General features: G+C 70.7%; 15 protein-coding genes. 10 read left to right on the forward strand and 5 right to left on the reverse strand.

The annotated features are described in order from the left end of the window. Positions 1-105: 105 nt before the first annotated feature. The 7 genes from ACGFNP_RS42785 to ACGFNP_RS42815 are packed head-to-tail and all read left to right on the forward strand — an operon-like array spanning position 106 to position 7869. Positions 106-1185 carry a DUF917 domain-containing protein gene (locus ACGFNP_RS42785; protein ID WP_393328603.1) on the forward strand — a complete coding sequence of 360 codons (1080 nt, stop codon included), beginning with the start codon at positions 106-108 and terminating at the stop codon, positions 1183-1185. Then, complete coding sequence (locus ACGFNP_RS42790; RefSeq protein WP_393328605.1) at positions 1178-2746, forward strand: hydantoinase/oxoprolinase N-terminal domain-containing protein; 1569 nt, start codon at positions 1178-1180, stop codon at positions 2744-2746. Before ACGFNP_RS42785 ends, ACGFNP_RS42790 begins: the two co-directional genes overlap by 8 nt. Before the next feature lie 23 nt (positions 2747-2769). Then, positions 2770-4389: an ABC transporter substrate-binding protein gene (locus ACGFNP_RS42795; protein WP_358322330.1), complete on the forward strand. Its 1620-nt coding sequence runs from the start codon at positions 2770-2772 to the stop codon at positions 4387-4389. A gap of 3 nt (positions 4390-4392) precedes the next feature. Beyond that, positions 4393-5409: an ABC transporter permease gene (locus ACGFNP_RS42800; RefSeq protein WP_393328607.1), complete on the forward strand. Its 1017-nt coding sequence runs from the start codon at positions 4393-4395 to the stop codon at positions 5407-5409. Beyond that, the gene (locus tag ACGFNP_RS42805; protein ID WP_393328609.1) at positions 5406-6272 is read left to right on the forward strand and encodes an ABC transporter permease; all 867 of its coding nucleotides are present in this window, start codon (positions 5406-5408) and stop codon (positions 6270-6272) included. Before ACGFNP_RS42800 ends, ACGFNP_RS42805 begins: the two co-directional genes overlap by 4 nt. Further along, positions 6269-7003, forward strand: a complete 735-nt coding sequence (locus ACGFNP_RS42810) for an ABC transporter ATP-binding protein (protein ID WP_358322321.1) — start codon at positions 6269-6271, stop codon at positions 7001-7003. The genes ACGFNP_RS42805 and ACGFNP_RS42810 overlap by 4 nt, the downstream gene beginning before the upstream one ends. A gap of 2 nt (positions 7004-7005) precedes the next feature. Beyond that, a complete protein-coding gene (locus ACGFNP_RS42815; protein WP_358323550.1) occupies positions 7006-7869 on the forward strand; it encodes an oligopeptide/dipeptide ABC transporter ATP-binding protein in 864 nt (287 codons plus the stop codon). A 23-nt stretch (positions 7870-7892) separates the two neighbouring features. Here the strand turns inward: ACGFNP_RS42815 and ACGFNP_RS42820 are convergent, their stop codons facing one another. Further along, positions 7893-8369, reverse strand: a complete 477-nt coding sequence (locus ACGFNP_RS42820) for a MarR family transcriptional regulator (RefSeq protein WP_358322318.1) — start codon at positions 8367-8369, stop codon at positions 7893-7895. 73 nt (positions 8370-8442) lie between these two features. Between ACGFNP_RS42820 and ACGFNP_RS42825 the strand changes: the two genes are divergently transcribed. Further along, positions 8443-9834: an MFS transporter gene (locus ACGFNP_RS42825; protein ID WP_393328612.1), complete on the forward strand. Its 1392-nt coding sequence runs from the start codon at positions 8443-8445 to the stop codon at positions 9832-9834. Positions 9835-9873: 39 nt separating this feature from the next. Here ACGFNP_RS42825 and ACGFNP_RS42830 read toward each other — a convergent pair whose 3' ends face one another. Continuing rightward, the gene (locus ACGFNP_RS42830; protein ID WP_358322312.1) at positions 9874-10230 is read right to left on the reverse strand and encodes a DUF742 domain-containing protein; all 357 of its coding nucleotides are present in this window, start codon (positions 10228-10230) and stop codon (positions 9874-9876) included. Beyond that, positions 10223-12124: a nitrate- and nitrite sensing domain-containing protein gene (locus tag ACGFNP_RS42835; RefSeq protein ID WP_358322309.1), complete on the reverse strand. Its 1902-nt coding sequence runs from the start codon at positions 12122-12124 to the stop codon at positions 10223-10225. The genes ACGFNP_RS42830 and ACGFNP_RS42835 overlap by 8 nt, the downstream gene beginning before the upstream one ends. 161 nt (positions 12125-12285) lie before the next feature. On the opposite strand from ACGFNP_RS42835, the gene ACGFNP_RS42840 reads away from it, so the two are divergent. Next, positions 12286-13851, forward strand: coding sequence for an ABC transporter substrate-binding protein (locus tag ACGFNP_RS42840; protein ID WP_393328614.1), 1566 nt, complete (start codon positions 12286-12288; stop codon positions 13849-13851). A gap of 77 nt (positions 13852-13928) precedes the next feature. Here the strand turns inward: ACGFNP_RS42840 and ACGFNP_RS42845 are convergent, their stop codons facing one another. Beyond that, positions 13929-14105 (reverse strand): hypothetical protein, encoded by a 177-nt coding sequence (locus ACGFNP_RS42845; protein ID WP_358323609.1) that lies wholly within the window; start codon positions 14103-14105, stop codon positions 13929-13931. A 20-nt stretch (positions 14106-14125) separates the two neighbouring features. On the opposite strand from ACGFNP_RS42845, the gene ACGFNP_RS42850 reads away from it, so the two are divergent. Further along, positions 14126-14752, forward strand: a complete 627-nt coding sequence (locus ACGFNP_RS42850; protein WP_358323547.1) for a hypothetical protein — start codon at positions 14126-14128, stop codon at positions 14750-14752. A gap of 7 nt (positions 14753-14759) precedes the next feature. Here the strand turns inward: ACGFNP_RS42850 and ACGFNP_RS42855 are convergent, their stop codons facing one another. Next, positions 14760-15902, reverse strand: coding sequence for an MFS transporter (locus ACGFNP_RS42855; protein WP_358322303.1), 1143 nt, complete (start codon positions 15900-15902; stop codon positions 14760-14762). Positions 15903-15939 lie beyond the last annotated feature (37 nt).

Here is a 15939-nt window from a genome sequence, read left to right on the forward strand (position 1 = left end):
GTATCCGCCGGTACACCGAAGCATGCCCCCACACGAGCCTCGCCGCGCGGACCTGACAGGCCTGACTGGCGCAACGGGTGGCTATGTGCTTGGTTGTGTCGCCATATGAGTATCGACATCAGCGACATTCCCGCCCTCGCCCGGGGATGTGCCGTGCTGGGCACCGGAGGCGGAGGAGACGTGCGGACCGGGTCGCTGGCGGCGATCCGGGCGATCCAGACGTACGGGCCGGTGCCGCTCGTGGAGCTGGCGGAGCTGCCCGGTGACGCGCTGGTCGTGCCGCTGTCCGGCATCGGCGCGCCGACCGTCAGCCACGAGATGATCCACAGTGAGGACGAGGCCAAGCGGATCGCGGAGGAGATCGAGCGGATCTTCGGCCGCCCGCCGGCCGCGGTCATGTCGTCGGAGATCGGCGGGTCGAACGGTGTCGCGCCCGTCGCCTGGGCCGCCCAGCTCGGCCTGCCGCTGCTGGACGCCGACGCCATGGGCCGGGCGTTCCCCGAAGTGCAGATGGTGTCGATGTACGTGGCGGGGCTGCCCGCCGACCTCGTCGTCATGTCCGACGTCGTGGGGAACGTCGTGACGATCCGCCCCGTCGACGGCCTCTGGTCGGAGCGGCTGGCCCGCGCCGTCTGCGTGGCGGCGGGCTCGACCGCCCTGATGGCCGACTACGTGCTCACCGCCGCGCAGGCGCGCGGCGCGGTCATCGAGGGTACGGTCACCCGCGCGCTGGCCATCGGCCGCGCCACCGAGGGCGCGGCGGAGCCGCTGCGCGCACTGGCGGAACGGCTCGGCGCGGCCCGCCTGATCACCGGCAAGCTGGCGGACGTCGAACGACGTACGACCGGCGGGTTCGTCAGGGGCACGGCCACGATCGAGGGCACCGGCGACGACCGGGGCCGCATGCTCACGCTGGAGCTCCAGAACGAGAACCTCGTCGCCGTCGAGAACGGCCGGCCCAGAGCCATGGTGCCGGACCTGATCACCGTGGTCGACACCGAGACGGCCGCCGCCGTCCAGACCGAGGGCCTGCGGTACGGCCAGCGCGTCACGGTGCTCGCCTGGCCGTGCGACCCGCTCTGGCGGACGCCCAAGGGGCTGGAGACGGCGGGGCCGCGCGCGTTCGGCTACGACCTGGAGTACGTGCCCATCGAGGAACTGGTGAAGGGGGAGCCGCGTGGCTGAGGGCGCGTTGCGGATCGGGATCGACGTCGGCGGCACGAACACGGACGCCGTCGTCCTGGACGCCGCCGACCGGGTGGTCGCCAAGGCCAAGCGGCCGACGACGCCGGACGTGACCGCGGGGCTGCGGGCGGCGCTGGACGCGGTGCTCGCCGAGGTGGCCGCGTGGGACCGGATCACCCGGGTCATGCTGGGCACCACGCACGCGACCAACGCGATCCTGGAGCGCAGGAACCTCGGCCGGGTGGCGGTGCTGCGGCTCGGCGCGCCCGCGACCACCTCGGTGCCCCCGCTCTCCGACTGGCCGGACGACCTGCGCAAGGCCGTGTCCGCGGGCGAGGCCATCGTGCCCGGCGGCCACTACGTCGACGGCCGCGAGATCAGCCCGCTCGACCTCGGCGCGATCCGCCGGTTCCTGGACGGCGTGCGGGCCGACGCCGTGGCGGTGACCGGCGTGTTCAGCCCGGCCAGCGCCGACCAGGAGCGGGTCGTCGAGGAGCTGGTCGGGAACGAGTACGGGCTGCCCGTCTCGGTGAGCCACGAGATCGGCTCCCTCGGGCTGCTGGAGCGGGAGAACGCGACCGTGCTCAACGCCGCCCTGTACGGCGTGGCGGCGCACGTGACCGACGCCCTGGTGGCGGCGCTGGCCGAACGGGGGCTGGGCGCGCGGCCGTACCTCGCCCAGAACGACGGCACGCTGATGACGGTGGCGCACGCCGCGCGGCTGCCGGTGTCCACGATCGGCTCAGGACCGGCGAACTCGCTGCGCGGGGCCGCCTTCCTGTCAGGGGTGCGCGACGCGATCGTGGCCGACGTGGGCGGCACCTCCACGGACCTGGGCGTGCTGGCCGGTGGGTTCCCGAGGGAGTCGGCGGCGGCGGTGGAGATCGGCGGGGTGCTGACGAACTTCCGGATGCCGGACATCCTGGCCATCGCACTGGGCGGCGGCACCGTGATCCGGGCCGCCGGTGGGACGGTGGGGCCGGACTCGGTGGGCTACCGGATCGCGGAGGAGGCGCTGGTGTTCGGCGGCTCCACGACGACGCTCACCGACGCCGCCGTGGCGGGCGGCCGTGTCCCGGCGGACGCGGCCGGCTGGCGCGAACGGCTGGAAGCGGCCGCGGCGAACATGTCGGAAACTTTCGGCGACACTCTGCAAAGGGCACTGGCCGTCGCCGACGCGACGGTGATCGACGCCGTGGACCGGATGGCGCTCGGCCGGGCCGACCGTCCGCTGGTGGCGGTGGGTGGCGGCGCGTTCCTGCTGCCCGCCGAGATCCCCGGCGTGAGCCGCGTCGTCCGCCCGGAACACGCCGAGGTGGCCAACGCCGTCGGCGCAGCGATCGCCCTCGCGAGCGGCAGAGTGGATACGATCTTGCCGGCGGGCGAAAGCCGGTCAAAGGCGATCGAAAGAGCCAAGGAGGAAGCGGCGGCTCGTGCCGTGGCCGCAGGCGCGGATCCGGCCGGAGTGGAGATCGTCGACCTGCTCGAGGTGCCGCTGAGCTACCTCTCCGAGCCCGCGGTGCGGGTACACGTCAAAGCCGCCGGACCTCTCTCCCGGTGACAGATCGAAAGGACTCCCCACCCATGCGCTGGCACAAGCGTCTGCTCGTCGCCGGGGTCGCCGGTGCCGTGGCCATGACCGCATCCGCGTGCGCGGGCGGCCAGGTGCGCGGTGCGGATCGAAGCCCGAAGCCGAGCGCCACGACGAGCGACTCCGCCGTCCCCGCCGCCAAGGCCAACGACGCCACCTTCGTCTACGCGCCCAACCTCGACGTGGTGACGGACTGGGACCCGGCGACCTCGTACTCCAACGAGATCATCGCCATGTCCAACATCTACGAGGGCTTGACCAGGTACAACACCCAGTCGCAGAAGCCCGAGCCGCGTCTGGCCACCGAGTGGACGTCGGCCGAGGGCGGCAAGCAGTGGACGTTCAAGCTGCGCCAGGGCGTGAAGTTCCACACCGGCGCCAGCGTGGACGCCGAGGCGGCCAAGAAGGCCATCGAGCGCACGATCAAGATGAACGCGGGCGCCGCCTACATCTGGGGCTCGGTCAAGACGATCGAGACGCCCGACCCGGCGACGCTGAAGTTCACCCTCAAGTACGCGGCGCCGCTCGACCTGATCGCCTCCTCCGGCTACGCCGCCTACATCTATGACACGGCCGCCGCCGACAAGCTCAAGGACGGCAAGACCGACGCCGGCACCGGCCCGTACACCATCGACAGCTGGCAGAAGGGCAAGGAGACCGAGCTCACGCTGAAGGCGTACGAGGACTACTGGGGCGGCTGGAAGCCCGAGCAGTACAAGAAGATCGCCTTCCGGGTCACCCCCGAGATCACCACCGCCTGGCAGTTGCTGCAGAAGGGCGAGGTGAACTTCGTCGAGCGCCTCAACCCGCAGCTCTTCGAGCAGGCGGGCACGACCCAGAGCGTGCGGACCTCGCAGACACCGTCCTTCCAGAACCTCCTGCTGCTGTTCAACACCGCCACGGGTCCGATGAAGGACGTCAGGATCCGGCAGGCGCTCCAGCTCGCGCTCGACTACGACGGCCTCATCGCGGCGCTGAAGGGCGCGGGCAGGAAGAGCACCGGCCTGGTGCCGCAGGGCCTCATCGGCTACACCGCCAACCTGGAGCCCAAGCAGGACCTGCCCAAGGCGCAGGAACTGCTCGCCGAGGCGGGCTACGGCCGCGACCTGCCCGAGCTGAAGCTGAAGATGACCTACGCCCAGGGTGACGAGGACCAGAAGCTGCTGGTCACGCTGCTCAGCTCGGCGCTGAAGGAGCTCAACGTGCGTCTGGAGGCCAAGCCGATGGCCTGGAACGCGCAGTGGGACCAGGGCAAGAAGCAGGGTCAGGACATCTTCGTCATGTACTGGTATCCCGACTACGCCGACGCGTACTCGTGGTTCCTCAACGTGTTCAGGAGCGCGGACAAGCCGCAGTTCAACCTCTCCTATCTGAAGAACGCCGAGATCGACAAGGAGATCGACGCGCTGCCGCAGCTCACGGCCACCGACAGGTTCGCCGCCGAGCAGTCGTACGCGACCCTGCAGAAGCAGATCATCCAGGATCAGGCCGCGGTGGCGGTGCCGTACGTGCAGACCTACCAGCGCGCGCTGACGGCGGACGTGCAGGGGTACGTCGACAACCCGGCCTATCCCAACGTGGTCTTCTTCTACGATCTCAAGCCCGCAAGCTGACCCATGCCGCGCTATCTGGTCCGCCGCCTCGGCCAGGCCGTCCTGGTCGTGGCCGGCGTGATCGTGCTCACGTTCGCCGTCATGCGGCTGGTGCCCGGCGATCCGGCGGTCGCGTTCGCCGGGCCGAAGGCGACTCCCGAGGAGCTCGCGGCGGCCCGGCTGCGGTTCGGGCTGGACGACGCGATCCCGGTGCAGCTCTGGAACTACGTCAGGGACCTGGTGACGGGCGACTGGGGCACCAGCCTGCGTACCCGGCAGCCGGTCCGCGACGATCTGCTGCTCGCCTTCCCCGCCTCGCTGGAGCTGGTCGGCACGGCGCTGCTCATCGCGATCGCAGTGGGCATTCCGGTCGGCGTGCTCGCCGCCCGCTATAAGACGAAATTTCCGGACTTTGGGGTGCGGATCACCAGCATGCTGGCGGTCTCGGTGCCGGTGTTCTGGCTGGGCCTGGCCATGCAGACGGTGTTCGCCAGCAACCTCGGCTGGTTCCCGATCGCCGGCGAGTACGACTCCACGCTAGACACCACCAGCCCCCTGACGCTCTGGACCAACATCACCCTCGTCGACGCGCTCATCACCGGCAACTGGCCGATCCTCACCAGCACGCTCGAACACCTGGTGCTGCCCGCCCTGGTCGTGGCGGCCTACCCGACGGGCGTGATCGCGCAGATGACCAGGGCTGCGCTCATCGAGGAGTCCGGTCAGGACCACGCCCGGCTGGAGCGGGCGCTCGGCTTCGGGGAGACGTCGATCCTGACCAGGTTCGCCCTGCGGCCCGCGCTGAACCCGGTGCTGTCCCTGATCGCCCTGGTCTTCGCGTACGCGATCGTGAACGGGTTCCTGGTCGAGGCGGTGTTCAACTGGCCGGGGCTGGGCCGCTACGCCGTCCAGTCGATCTCCAGCCGTGACACCCCGGCCATCGCGGGCGTCACGCTGCTGGTCGCCATGGTCTACGTGCTGGCCAACCTGGTCGTGGACCTCCTCCAGGGCGTGGTCGACCCGAGAGCGAGGGCCCGATGACCGAGACGCGGGTGGCCGAGGAGCCGGTGCGGCTGCGCCGTACGCTGCCGAAGGTCACCGACCGGTTCGCCGCCGCCGGGGCGGTGCTCATCGTGCTCATCCTGCTGGCCGCGGTCCTGGCGCCGTGGCTCGCGCCGTACCCCGTGGACCGGCTCGATCCCGTCCACAGCCTGCTCCCGCCGAGCGGCGCGCACTGGTTCGGGACCGACAAGGTCGGGCGCGACGTGCTCACCCAGGTCCTGTACGGCGGGCGGACCTCGCTGACCATCGCCGTGGCCGTGCTGGCGATGTCGGCGGCCGTGGGCGTCACGCTGGGTGTGGTGGCGGGCTACGCGGGCGGCTGGCTGCGGGACGTCATCATGCGTGTCACCGACGTCTTTCTGGCCTTCCCCGCCCTGCTGCTGTCGCTGGCCCTGGCCGTGGTGCTGGAGCCCAGCGTGACGACCGCGATCGTGGCCATCGCGGTGACCTGGTGGCCCTGGTACGCCCGGCTGGCCGCCTCCGTGGCGGCCTCCATCTCCACCCGGAGCTACGTGGACGCCGCCCGCTGCCTGGGCGTGCCCGCGCCCATGATCATCCTGAGGCACGTCCTGCCGAACTCGCTCACCCCCGTCCTGGTCCAGATCTCCCTCGACGCGGGCGGGGTGATCCTCACCGCCGCCGCGCTGTCGTACCTGGGCCTCGGCGCGCAGGAGCCGACGGCGGAGTGGGGGCTGATGGTGGAGCAGGGGCAGACGCTGTTCACCACGAACTGGTGGGTCGTGACCTTCCCCGGGCTGGCGATCCTGGTCACGGCCTTCGCCTTCAACGTACTGGGGGAGGGGCTGCGCAACGCCCTCGACCCACGAAGGGTCGTGAAGTGATCGAGGTCAGGGATCTTCAGGTGCGGTACGGCGAGCGGCTGGTCGCCGACGTGCCCGAGCTGGACGTGCGTGAAGGGGAGTGCGTGGCGATCGTGGGGGAGAGCGGGTCGGGCAAGTCGACCACGCTGCTCTCGCTGCTGGGCCTCACCGAAGGCGCCCACGTATCCGGAAATATCCGGGTCTGTGGAGTCGAGGTGCTCCAAGCGCCGGAACGGCGGCTCCGCGAGATCCGGGGCGCCCGGGTGGCGCTCGTGATGCAGTCACCCCAGGCCGCGCTGAGCCCCACGACCCGTCTGGGCACCCTGATGCGCCGCGCGCTGAAGCTGCACGGCCTGAGCGCCGACCGGGTCATGGTGGAGGCCGTCGAGGCGGTCATGCTCGACCCGGGCATCCTGCGCCGCTATCCGCACGAGATCTCGGGCGGCCAGGCGCAGCGGTTCGCGATCGCGCTGGCCATCGCGCTCGGCGCCGAGGTGATCCTGGCCGACGAGCCAACCAGCGCGCTCGACGTGACCGTGCAGGCCGAGGTCGTCGGCGTGCTGCGGCGGCTGCGCGCGGAACGCGGCCTGGCCCTGCTGCTGGTCTCCCACGACCTGGCCCTGGTCTCCACGATCGCCGACCGGGTGCTGGTCATGAAGGACGGCGCCGTCGTGGAGAGCGGCCCGGCCGCCGAGGTGCTCGCCGCGCCGTCCCATCCGTACACCCGTGAGCTGCTGGAGGCGCTGCCGTGACGATGCTCAGGGCGGAGGGGGTGACGCTCGGGTACGGCCGGACACCCGTCGTGCACGACGTCACGCTCGACCTCGTCGAGGGCGGCGTCGGCCTGATCGGCGAGAGCGGCTCGGGCAAGACCACGCTGGCGCGGGCCTTCCTCGGCCTGCTCACCCCCACATCCGGAAATATCTGGTACGGCAAGCAAACCCTGAAAAATGCGGATATGAGGGCGTTTCGCAGGGACGTTCAACCGGTCTTCCAAGCCGAAGCCCTCGACCCCCGGATGCGCGTCGGCGGCTCCATAGCCGAAGCCCTGCCGAGGAACGCCAGGCACCGCGTCCCCGAACTCCTGGAACAGGTCGGCCTCTCCCCGGAACTGGCCACCAGGCGCCCGCACCAGCTCTCGGGAGGCCAGCGGCAGCGCGTGGTCATCGCCAGGGCGCTCGCGGTCGGTCCCCGGCTGCTCATCCTCGACGAGCCCACCAGCGCGCTCGACGTGACCGTCCAGGCCAGGATCCTCGACCTGTTGGCCGGCCTCGACACCGAACGCCTGCTCATCACCCACAACCTGGCCGTGGTCGGCCGGCTCTGCCGCACCTCGCACGTCCTGTTCGCGGGCCGCGTCGTGGAGTCGGGCCCGACGGCCGACCTCCTGGACAGGCCCGCGCACCCGTACACGCTGGCGCTGCGTGACGCCGTACCGAAGCTCGGGGGCGAGCCGCCCGTGACCACGGGCAGGACCGAGGCGCGGCCCGCCGAAACGGGCTGCCCGTTCCGGCTGCGCTGCCCGCTGGCGGCGCCGGAGTGCGCGGAGGCGCCCGCGCTCAGGGACGTGGGCGGTCGTCAGGTGGCCTGCCACCGCGCCGAGGACGTGCTGGGCTGACCGTCATGTCGCTCAGCTGACGGTCACTTGGCGGCGGTGTCGGCGAAGCGGTCATTGAGGTGCGTGCACAGGTCGTCGGAGAGTTTGGACAGCAGCCGCCCCAGCTCGGCCCGCTCGGCATCGGGCCAGTCGGAGATCGCGGCGTCGAACCACTCCGTGGTGATGCGGCGGCAGCTGGCGGCCGCCGCGGCGCCCTCATCGGTGAGCGCGATCCGCCAGGCCCGGCCGTCGTCGGGGTCCTTGACCCGGGAAAGCAGCCCGCGCTGCTCCAGTGACGAGACGTGCCGGGTCACGTGCGGGCTCTCCACCTGCAGGCCTTCGGCGATCGCGCCCACCCTGCGCGGCTCGCCCGAGTCGAGCAGATAGACGAGGATCTGCACGTCGGGCCGGTCGAGCCGGACACCGGCCGCCTCGGTCAGCCGCTCGTGCGTCTTGGCGCGGTTGAGAGTGGTCACCAACCGTCTGAAGGCCGCCACGGTCTTGTTGAGGTCTTCGCCCATCGCTTTGCTTACCTAACTTACGTATGTATTATCGTCTCTCGGTTACTTACCCAAGTTATCTAAAGGAGCGGTCATGGCGACAGTAGTCGCTTCTCCAAGGCACGAGACCTCGAACAAGAGCCCGTGGCCCGCGGTGGTCGCGCTCGCGATCGCGGCCTCCATCGCCGCTTTGCAGAACACCGCGGTGGTTCCCTTGCTTCCCGTGCTCCAGCGCGAGCTGCATACCTCGCTCTCGGCCGTGAGCTGGACGCTCACACTCAGCCTGCTGGTCGGCGCGGTGTCCACGCCGCTGTTGTCGAGGTTCGGCGACATGTACGGCAGACGGGCGATCATCCTCGGCGCGCTGGCGCTCCTGGTGATCGGCTCCGTCATGGCCGGGCTCGCCACCTCGCTGCCGATGTTGCTGGTGGCCCGGGTTTTGCAGGGGTTCGTGGCGGCGTTGGTGCCACTGTCGATCGGTGTGGTCCGTGACCTGCTGCCCAGGGAGCAGCTGGCCACCGGGATCGGGGTGGTCAGCGCCACGATGGGCTTCGGCAGCGGTGGCGGGATGATCCTCGCGGGGCTCGCCTCGGGTGACTACCACGCGGTGTTCTGGATCACCGCCGCGATCACGGTGGTCGCCGCGGTGATCGTCGCCTTCCTGGTGCGCGACCTGGTTCCGGGCGGCGGCGGGCGTCCCGACCTGGCCGGGGCGTTCCTGCTGACCGTGTGGCTCGTCGCGTTGCTGCTGGCCATCAGCGAGGGCGGCTCGTGGGGCTGGGGCTCGCCGGGGGTGCTCGGGCTGTTCGCGGTCACGGTGGTGGGCGCGGTGGCCTGGGTGGCCGTCGAGCGGCGGGTGACCGAGCCGCTGGTGCAGATGTCGATGCTGGTCCAGCGGGGCACGATCGGCGCGACGGTGGCCTCGATGCTGCTCGGGTTCGCCTTCTTCACGGTCATGACCGGCGTGTCCGGGTTCACCCAGGCGCCGGCCTCGGGTCTGAGGGCCTCGACCTTGCAGGTGGGGTTCTACCTGCTGCCCAGCACGCTGTTCATGCTGGTGATCTCGCTGTTCGCCGGGCGGTTCATGCGCCGGTTCTCGGCCTCGTCGATGGTGGCGGCCGGTGGCGTCGTCGTCGGGCTCGCGGCGCTCTGGCTGGTCTTCGCCCATCGGACCGGCGGCGACATCTACGTGGCGACGTCCCTGCTGGGCATCGGGCTCGGCGTGGGCTACGCGGCGCTCGGCACCATGGCGGTCGAGCACGTCAGCCCGGACAAGACGGCGCTGGCCGCCGGGGTCAACGCACTGGTGCGCATCGTGGGCGGCAGCACCGCGGGCGCCGTCATCGCCGCGCTCCTGGCCGCCCAGCCGGGCGTGCTCGGGTACCAGTGGGTCTTCGGTGTCGCGGCCGTCGCGGGCGCGGTGGCCGCGGTGTTCGCGGCCGTGTTCGGCCTGCTCAACCGGCGCGTCGCCATCGCGACGCCGTAAGGCGGCGCTCAGGAGCGTGATCAGCGGCCTGAAGGCGCCTCAGAGCGCCTTCAGGCCGCTGATCACCTCCAGCAGCACCGTGGCGTCCGGCGCGGCGCGCGGCGGCTCGACCTGGATGAGCTGCTGCGCGTGCAGGTCGCCGCAGAGGACCCTGACCACACCGATGGGCAGGTTCAGCTCGGCGGCCACGTCGACCAGCCGGGTCGGCTTCGTGCACTTCTGCATGATGATCAGGTGCTCGGGGCCGAGCCCGGCGGGCGGCGCCAGGCCACCGGCCGTGATGATCACCGCGATGAGGTCGATGGCCTCGCTCGCGGGGACGGTACGGCCCCGGGTCAGCAGGTAGGCGGGGACGATGGGACCCGCGTCCTCATCCAGCCACCGCTCGTCATTCACTTGGCACCACCCGCATGGTGCGAGGGGCGGGCTCCTGGGCGCGGTCCTCCGGCTCGGCCGGCGGGTCGCTCACGTGTTCTGCCGGGATCAACACGATCGCGGTGGTCCCTCCATATGGTGAACCGCGTAATGTCACGCGGATGTCATGCCTGGCGGCCAGGCGGGAGACGACGAAAAGGCCGAGCCGGTCACTGTCGGCCAGGTCGAACTCCGGGGGGCTGGCCAGCCGCTCGTTGAAGTCGGCCAGCTCCTCTTCGCTCATCCCGAGACCGCGGTCCTCCACCTCGAAGACGAAGCCGCGGGCCGCCGCCTCGCCGCGCACGATGACCGTGGTGTGCGGTGGGGAGTTGACGGTGGCGTTCTCGATGAGCTCGGCGATCAGGTGGATCACGTCGCCGACGACCGGCCCGGCCAGGCGCTGCCCGGGCATCGGCTCGACGGTGACCCGCTGGTAGTCCTCGACCTCGGCCGCCGCGCCGCGCGCCACGTCGAGCAGCGGCACGGGCTTGCTCCAGCCGCGGCCCGGGGTGGCGCCCGACAGGATGATCAGGCCCTCGGCGTGGCGGCGCATGCGCGTGGTCAGGTGGTCGAGGCGGAACAGGTCGTCGAGGGCGTCGGTGTCGGTCGTACGGTGCTGCATGCCCTCAAGCTGGATCCGCTGGCGGTGCAGCAGCGTCTGGCTGCGCCTGGCCAGGTTGCGGAAGACGTAGCCGACACCGTCGCGGAGCTGCGACTGCCCGACCGCGGCCTCCACGGCCGTCTGCTGGACGATGGAGAACGCCTGGCCGACGTCGGCGATCTCGGCGGTCGTGCTCGCCACCGACAGCTCCGGCACCTCGACCGTCTCGCCCTTGCGCAGCTTGGCCACGACCTGCGGCAGCCGCTCCCGGGCCACTTCGAGCGCGGCCAGCCGGAGCGCGCCCAGCTCCTTGGACAGCCGCGTGCCCATCCGCAGCGAGAACGCGATCGACACGATCACCAGGATGAAACAGGTCCCGGCCAGCAGGAACGCCCGGTTGAGCACCGAGTCGGCCACCGGTTCCGCCCGCACGGAGAGCATCGTGCTCGCCTGCATCTGGGCTTCCTGGAACGACTTGGCCAGCGTGTCGGCCGTGGTCAGCCAGGACTTCGGGGCGGCGCCCGCGATGATCTGGTCTTCCATGAGCCGCATCCGCTGGTAGGCGGGCGAGGTGATCAGCGACACCTGCGTGTCGCGCAGGCGCGGGTCGAGCTCGCCGAGCGCCTGGTCGATGATGAAGCGCCGGTTGCCGACCCACTGGGTGAACAGCCTGCGCTCGGCGTCCGTGGTCGGCCCGACCGCGATGGCCTGCTCCCTGGTGAGCAGCTCCTTGGCATAGCCCATGTCGATGACGATGCGCGACTGCTCATAGATCGGGATGTCGTCGATGAACGCCACCCGCCGGTGCAGGCCGAACAGCGCGTCGGTCATCGCGTTGTAGGACTCGACCGCGCGCAGCCGGTCGGACAGGCCCGCGTCGATCTCGGCCCTGACCGCGTCCAGCCGGTCCATCTGCGTGAGCACCGCGTCCACCTGCGTCCGGATCGTCTCCGACGCGTTCATGGACGTGCTGGAGAGCTTCTTGAAGTCCGCGTCGGCCGCGTCCGTCTTGGTGCGCTGCGCGGCGGTGGCCGACCGGTCGGCCGGGCTCTTCGTACGCAGCAGCTTCACCGAGGCGAGGCGTTCGAGCTGGATCTGGTTGATGAGCTTGTACGCGGGCAGTCGCAGGTTGGTCCAGAGCGTCTTGTACTGGCGCAGCTCCAGGCTCTCGCTCGCGGTGACGGCGGTGATGACTCCCCAGAGCACCACCATCGAGGCAAGCGGAACCAGCAGTAGACCGATGATCTTCATGCGGATCGTTCGGCTACGACCCATGGCACCTCATTCCGGTCGGTCCCCTGCTGGCAACCCCGGACGGGACAAGCCCAGAGGATAGCAATTCGATCTCTGGAATGGCTAATTTTTCGGGACTTTTGGACTTTTGACAGGCATCGTGCAGTAAGTTTCGGCGTACATCCGTCACAGAGGGAGATGCGTTGCGCCGTCGTATCGCCGCGGTCGCCGCGCTGGTGCTCTCCATCGCTGCGTGTTCGACCCCTTCAGAGGTGGTACGGCAGGCACCGGCCGGCGAGTCGCCGTTCGTCTACGTTCAGAATCTGGACGTGATCTCCGACTGGGATCCCAGCCACTCGTACTCCAACGAGATCATCGCCCTGCAGAACATCTACGAGACGCTGACCGTCTGGAACCCGGTGACCAAGAAGTCCAGCCCCCGGCTGGCCACCTCCTGGCGCTCGTCGGCCGACGGCAAGACGTGGACGTTCACCCTCAGGTCCGGCGTCACCTTCCACACCGGCAGGGCCCTGGACGCCGCGGCGGTGAAGGCGTCGATCGAGCGGACGATCAAGACCAAGGCCGGGGCGTCGTACATCTGGGACGCGGTGTCCGCCATCCGGGCCGACGACATGGAGACCGTGACGTTCACCCTCAAGTACCCGGTCCCGCTGGACCTGGTCGCCTCCTCCGGCTACGCGGCCTACATCTACGACACCCAGGCCGCTCCCGACCTCGGCAAGTGGTTCCAGGCGGGCAGGGACGCGGGCTCGGGCCCGTACACGGTCGCGAGCTGGCGCAAGGGCAAGGAGAAGGAGCTCACGCTCAAGTCGTACGACGGCTACTGGGGCGGCTGGAGCCAGCCTCACTACCGCACGGTCGAGTACCGCGTCGTGCCCGACGCCGACCGGGCCTGGAAGCTGCTGCTCCGCGGTGACGTGAGCTTCGTGGACCGGCTCAACCCGCGGCTGTTCGCCAGGGCGTCGGTCACACCGGGCCTGCGTACGTCCGCCCGGGCGTCGTTCCAGACGGCGATGCTGCTGTTCAACACGGCCGCGGGCCCGATGGCCGACGTGCGGGTACGGCGCGCGGTGCAGAAGGCCGTCGACTACGAGGGCATCATCCGGGCGCTCAAGGGCGCGGCCTCACCGGCCAGCGGCATCGTGCCGGAGGGGCTGCCCGGCCACACCCCTGGGCGCGTACCGAAGCAGGACCTCGTGGAGGCCGCGCGGCAGCTCCAGCTCGCGGGCTACGGTCCTGGCCTCAAGCCCCTGCGGCTGCGGCTCACCTACGCCGAGGGCGACAACGACGAGCGGCTGCTCGTCACCAGGCTGCAGGCCACGCTCAAGGCGCTCAACGTCACGCTGGAGGCGCGGGCGATGCCGTGGAACGCCCAATGGGAGCTCGGCAAGAAGCGCGGCCAGGACATCTTCGTCATGTACTGGTGGCCCGACTACGCCGACGGCTACTCGTGGTTCGGCAACGTCTTCCACAGCGCCGAGCCGCCGGTCTTCAACCTGGCCTACCTGAAGGACAAGCGGACGGACGCGCTGCTCGACACGCTGCCCGAGCTCACGGTGACCGACAAGGCCGCCGCCCAGCGCGCCTTCGCCCAGGCCACGAGCCGGGTGCTGGACCAGCGGGTGGCCGGCGCGCTGCCCTGGGTGGTCAACTACCAGCGCGCCTACCTCGGCGGCATCCAGGGCTACGACGACAACCCGGCCTATCCCGACGTGGTCTTCGTCTACGACTTGCGACCCGCTGGCTGACCTTCGTGTTCACGGCCTCACTTCGTGAGGCGGTCTCGGTCGCCTGATGCCGCCGTCTTCCCCCGTCGCTCTGGTCGCTACGCTCCCGTCGCTCCTCCTCCAGACGTCGGCGCTCCCTCGACGCGGTCGCGCAGCCGTTCCTTGATTTCCTCCGGGGTGTAGGCGCGGCGGCGGCGTTCGGCCCGCGCGATCGCCACCCCGGTGGCCGCGACTCCCGCGACCCCGGCCAGTCCGATTATCTTCCACCAGCGCATGTGCCTAGGCTAGCGGTGTGCTGACTCTCGACGAGGCCGTGAGCCTGACCAGGACCGGCGATGTGTGGGTCTTCCGCGGGCGCTCGGTGCCGGACCGCGCCATCCAGACGATGACCAACAGCCCGATCAACCATGTCGGCATGGCGATCGTGGTCGAGGACCTGCCGCCCATGATGTGGCACGCCGAGCTCGGCAGGTCGCTGCCCGATCTCTGGTCGGGCACCCACCAGCGCGGGGTGCAACTCCACGACCTGCGCGACGCGGTCACTGTCTGGGCCAACAGGTACGGTCAGCGGGCCTGGCTCCGCCAGCTCGAACCCGAGGCGACGCCCGAGATGGAGGACGCCGCCCTGCGCGCGGTGGCCCGGCTCGACGGCACACCGTTCCCCTCCACAGCGCGGCTGGCGGCCCGCTGGGCCAGGGGACGGGTCCCGCAACTGCGGCGCCGGATGGGGGAGCGCACGCTGGAGAGCGCCTACTGCGCCGAGATCGTCGCGGTCACGTACGAGGAGATGGGGCTGCTGCCCGGCGGGCGCCGGCCCAACTGGTACGACCCGGGCAGGTTCTGGAGCGGCGACGATCTCGACCTCGTGGGCCGGCACAAGCTGGGCAACGAGATCACGGTGGGCGTCGAGCGGGCCGGCTGACCCGCGTTCAGCGGTGCGCCATGGGCCGGGTGCGCTTCAGGGCCAGCGGCAGGGTGGCGGCGACCAGCGCGGCGGTCACGGCGAAGCCCACGGGGTAGCCGGTGTGGCCGATGAACAGCCCGAACCCCATCGCGCCCACGCCCATCCCCGCGTCATAGGCGAGGTTCCACAGGGCGCTGACCGGGCCAGAAGGACCGCGTTCGAGCATCAGCGCCAGCGTGGCGTTCTGCAGCACCCCGAACCCGACCCCGAACAACGCCATCCCCGCCACCACCGCGACCGGCTCGCCGGCCCAGACCTGGAGCGCGACCCCGGCGGCGGTGACGAGAACGCCGGGCACCAGCAGCCGCTCCGAGCCGTGCCCGTCCCCGATCCGCCCCGCCCACCAGCGGGCCAGCGGCGTGCCGAGCGACTGGGCGAGCAGCGCCGCCGAGGCCAGCCCCGGCGACCCGGCCAACGGCAGGAACGTCACCAGCACGCCGACGGCCAGCGTGACGGCGGCGAAGATCAGCGTGGGCCGCACCTGGACACGCAGCTCGAACGTCCCAGCATTTTCCGTGTTTCCGGTCCTTCCGGTGTTGGGTGCTATGGCAGGCAGCGCGAGCACCGTGACCAGTCCGGCCAGCGGGATCAGGCCGCCCACGACGAGCACCGGGGTGAAGCCGAGCGCTCCGGCCGCCCACAGGCCCAGCGGCAGCCCGATGACGGACGGAACCCCCACCGCCACGCCGTACAGGCCCATTCCCTCGCCACGCCGTTCGGCCGGCACCAGCTCGGCGGCCAGCGCGGTGCCCGCGACGACCAGGATGCCGAGCCCGCCGCCACGCAGCAGCGCCACCCCCAAGACCAGCGGCAACCCCGCGGACAGGGGCAGCAGCAAGGCGGGCAGACCGAGCAGCACCAGCCCGAGCGCCAGCACGGCACGGTAGCCGTATCTCGACAGCAGCCACGGGACGGCCAGCTCCAGCAGGACCGTGGACAGCATCATGGCGCCGGTCGTCAGGCCCACGCCGGTCTCGCCCGCGCCACCCCACGCGGCGTACAGCGGCATGGTCGCGAACAGCAGATAGAACCCCAGCAGCCCACTGGCCGCGGCGGCCATGGCCAGGAGCAGCGGGCGGGTGAGCAGCGAACCAGAAGGTGACGACATTGGGTGAGTCAGCATAATTCCGACAGTGCCGGAGGCT

Source organism: Nonomuraea sp. NPDC049269 (assembly GCF_043197155.1).
In the GTDB taxonomy this organism is placed as follows: domain Bacteria; phylum Actinomycetota; class Actinomycetes; order Streptosporangiales; family Streptosporangiaceae; genus Nonomuraea.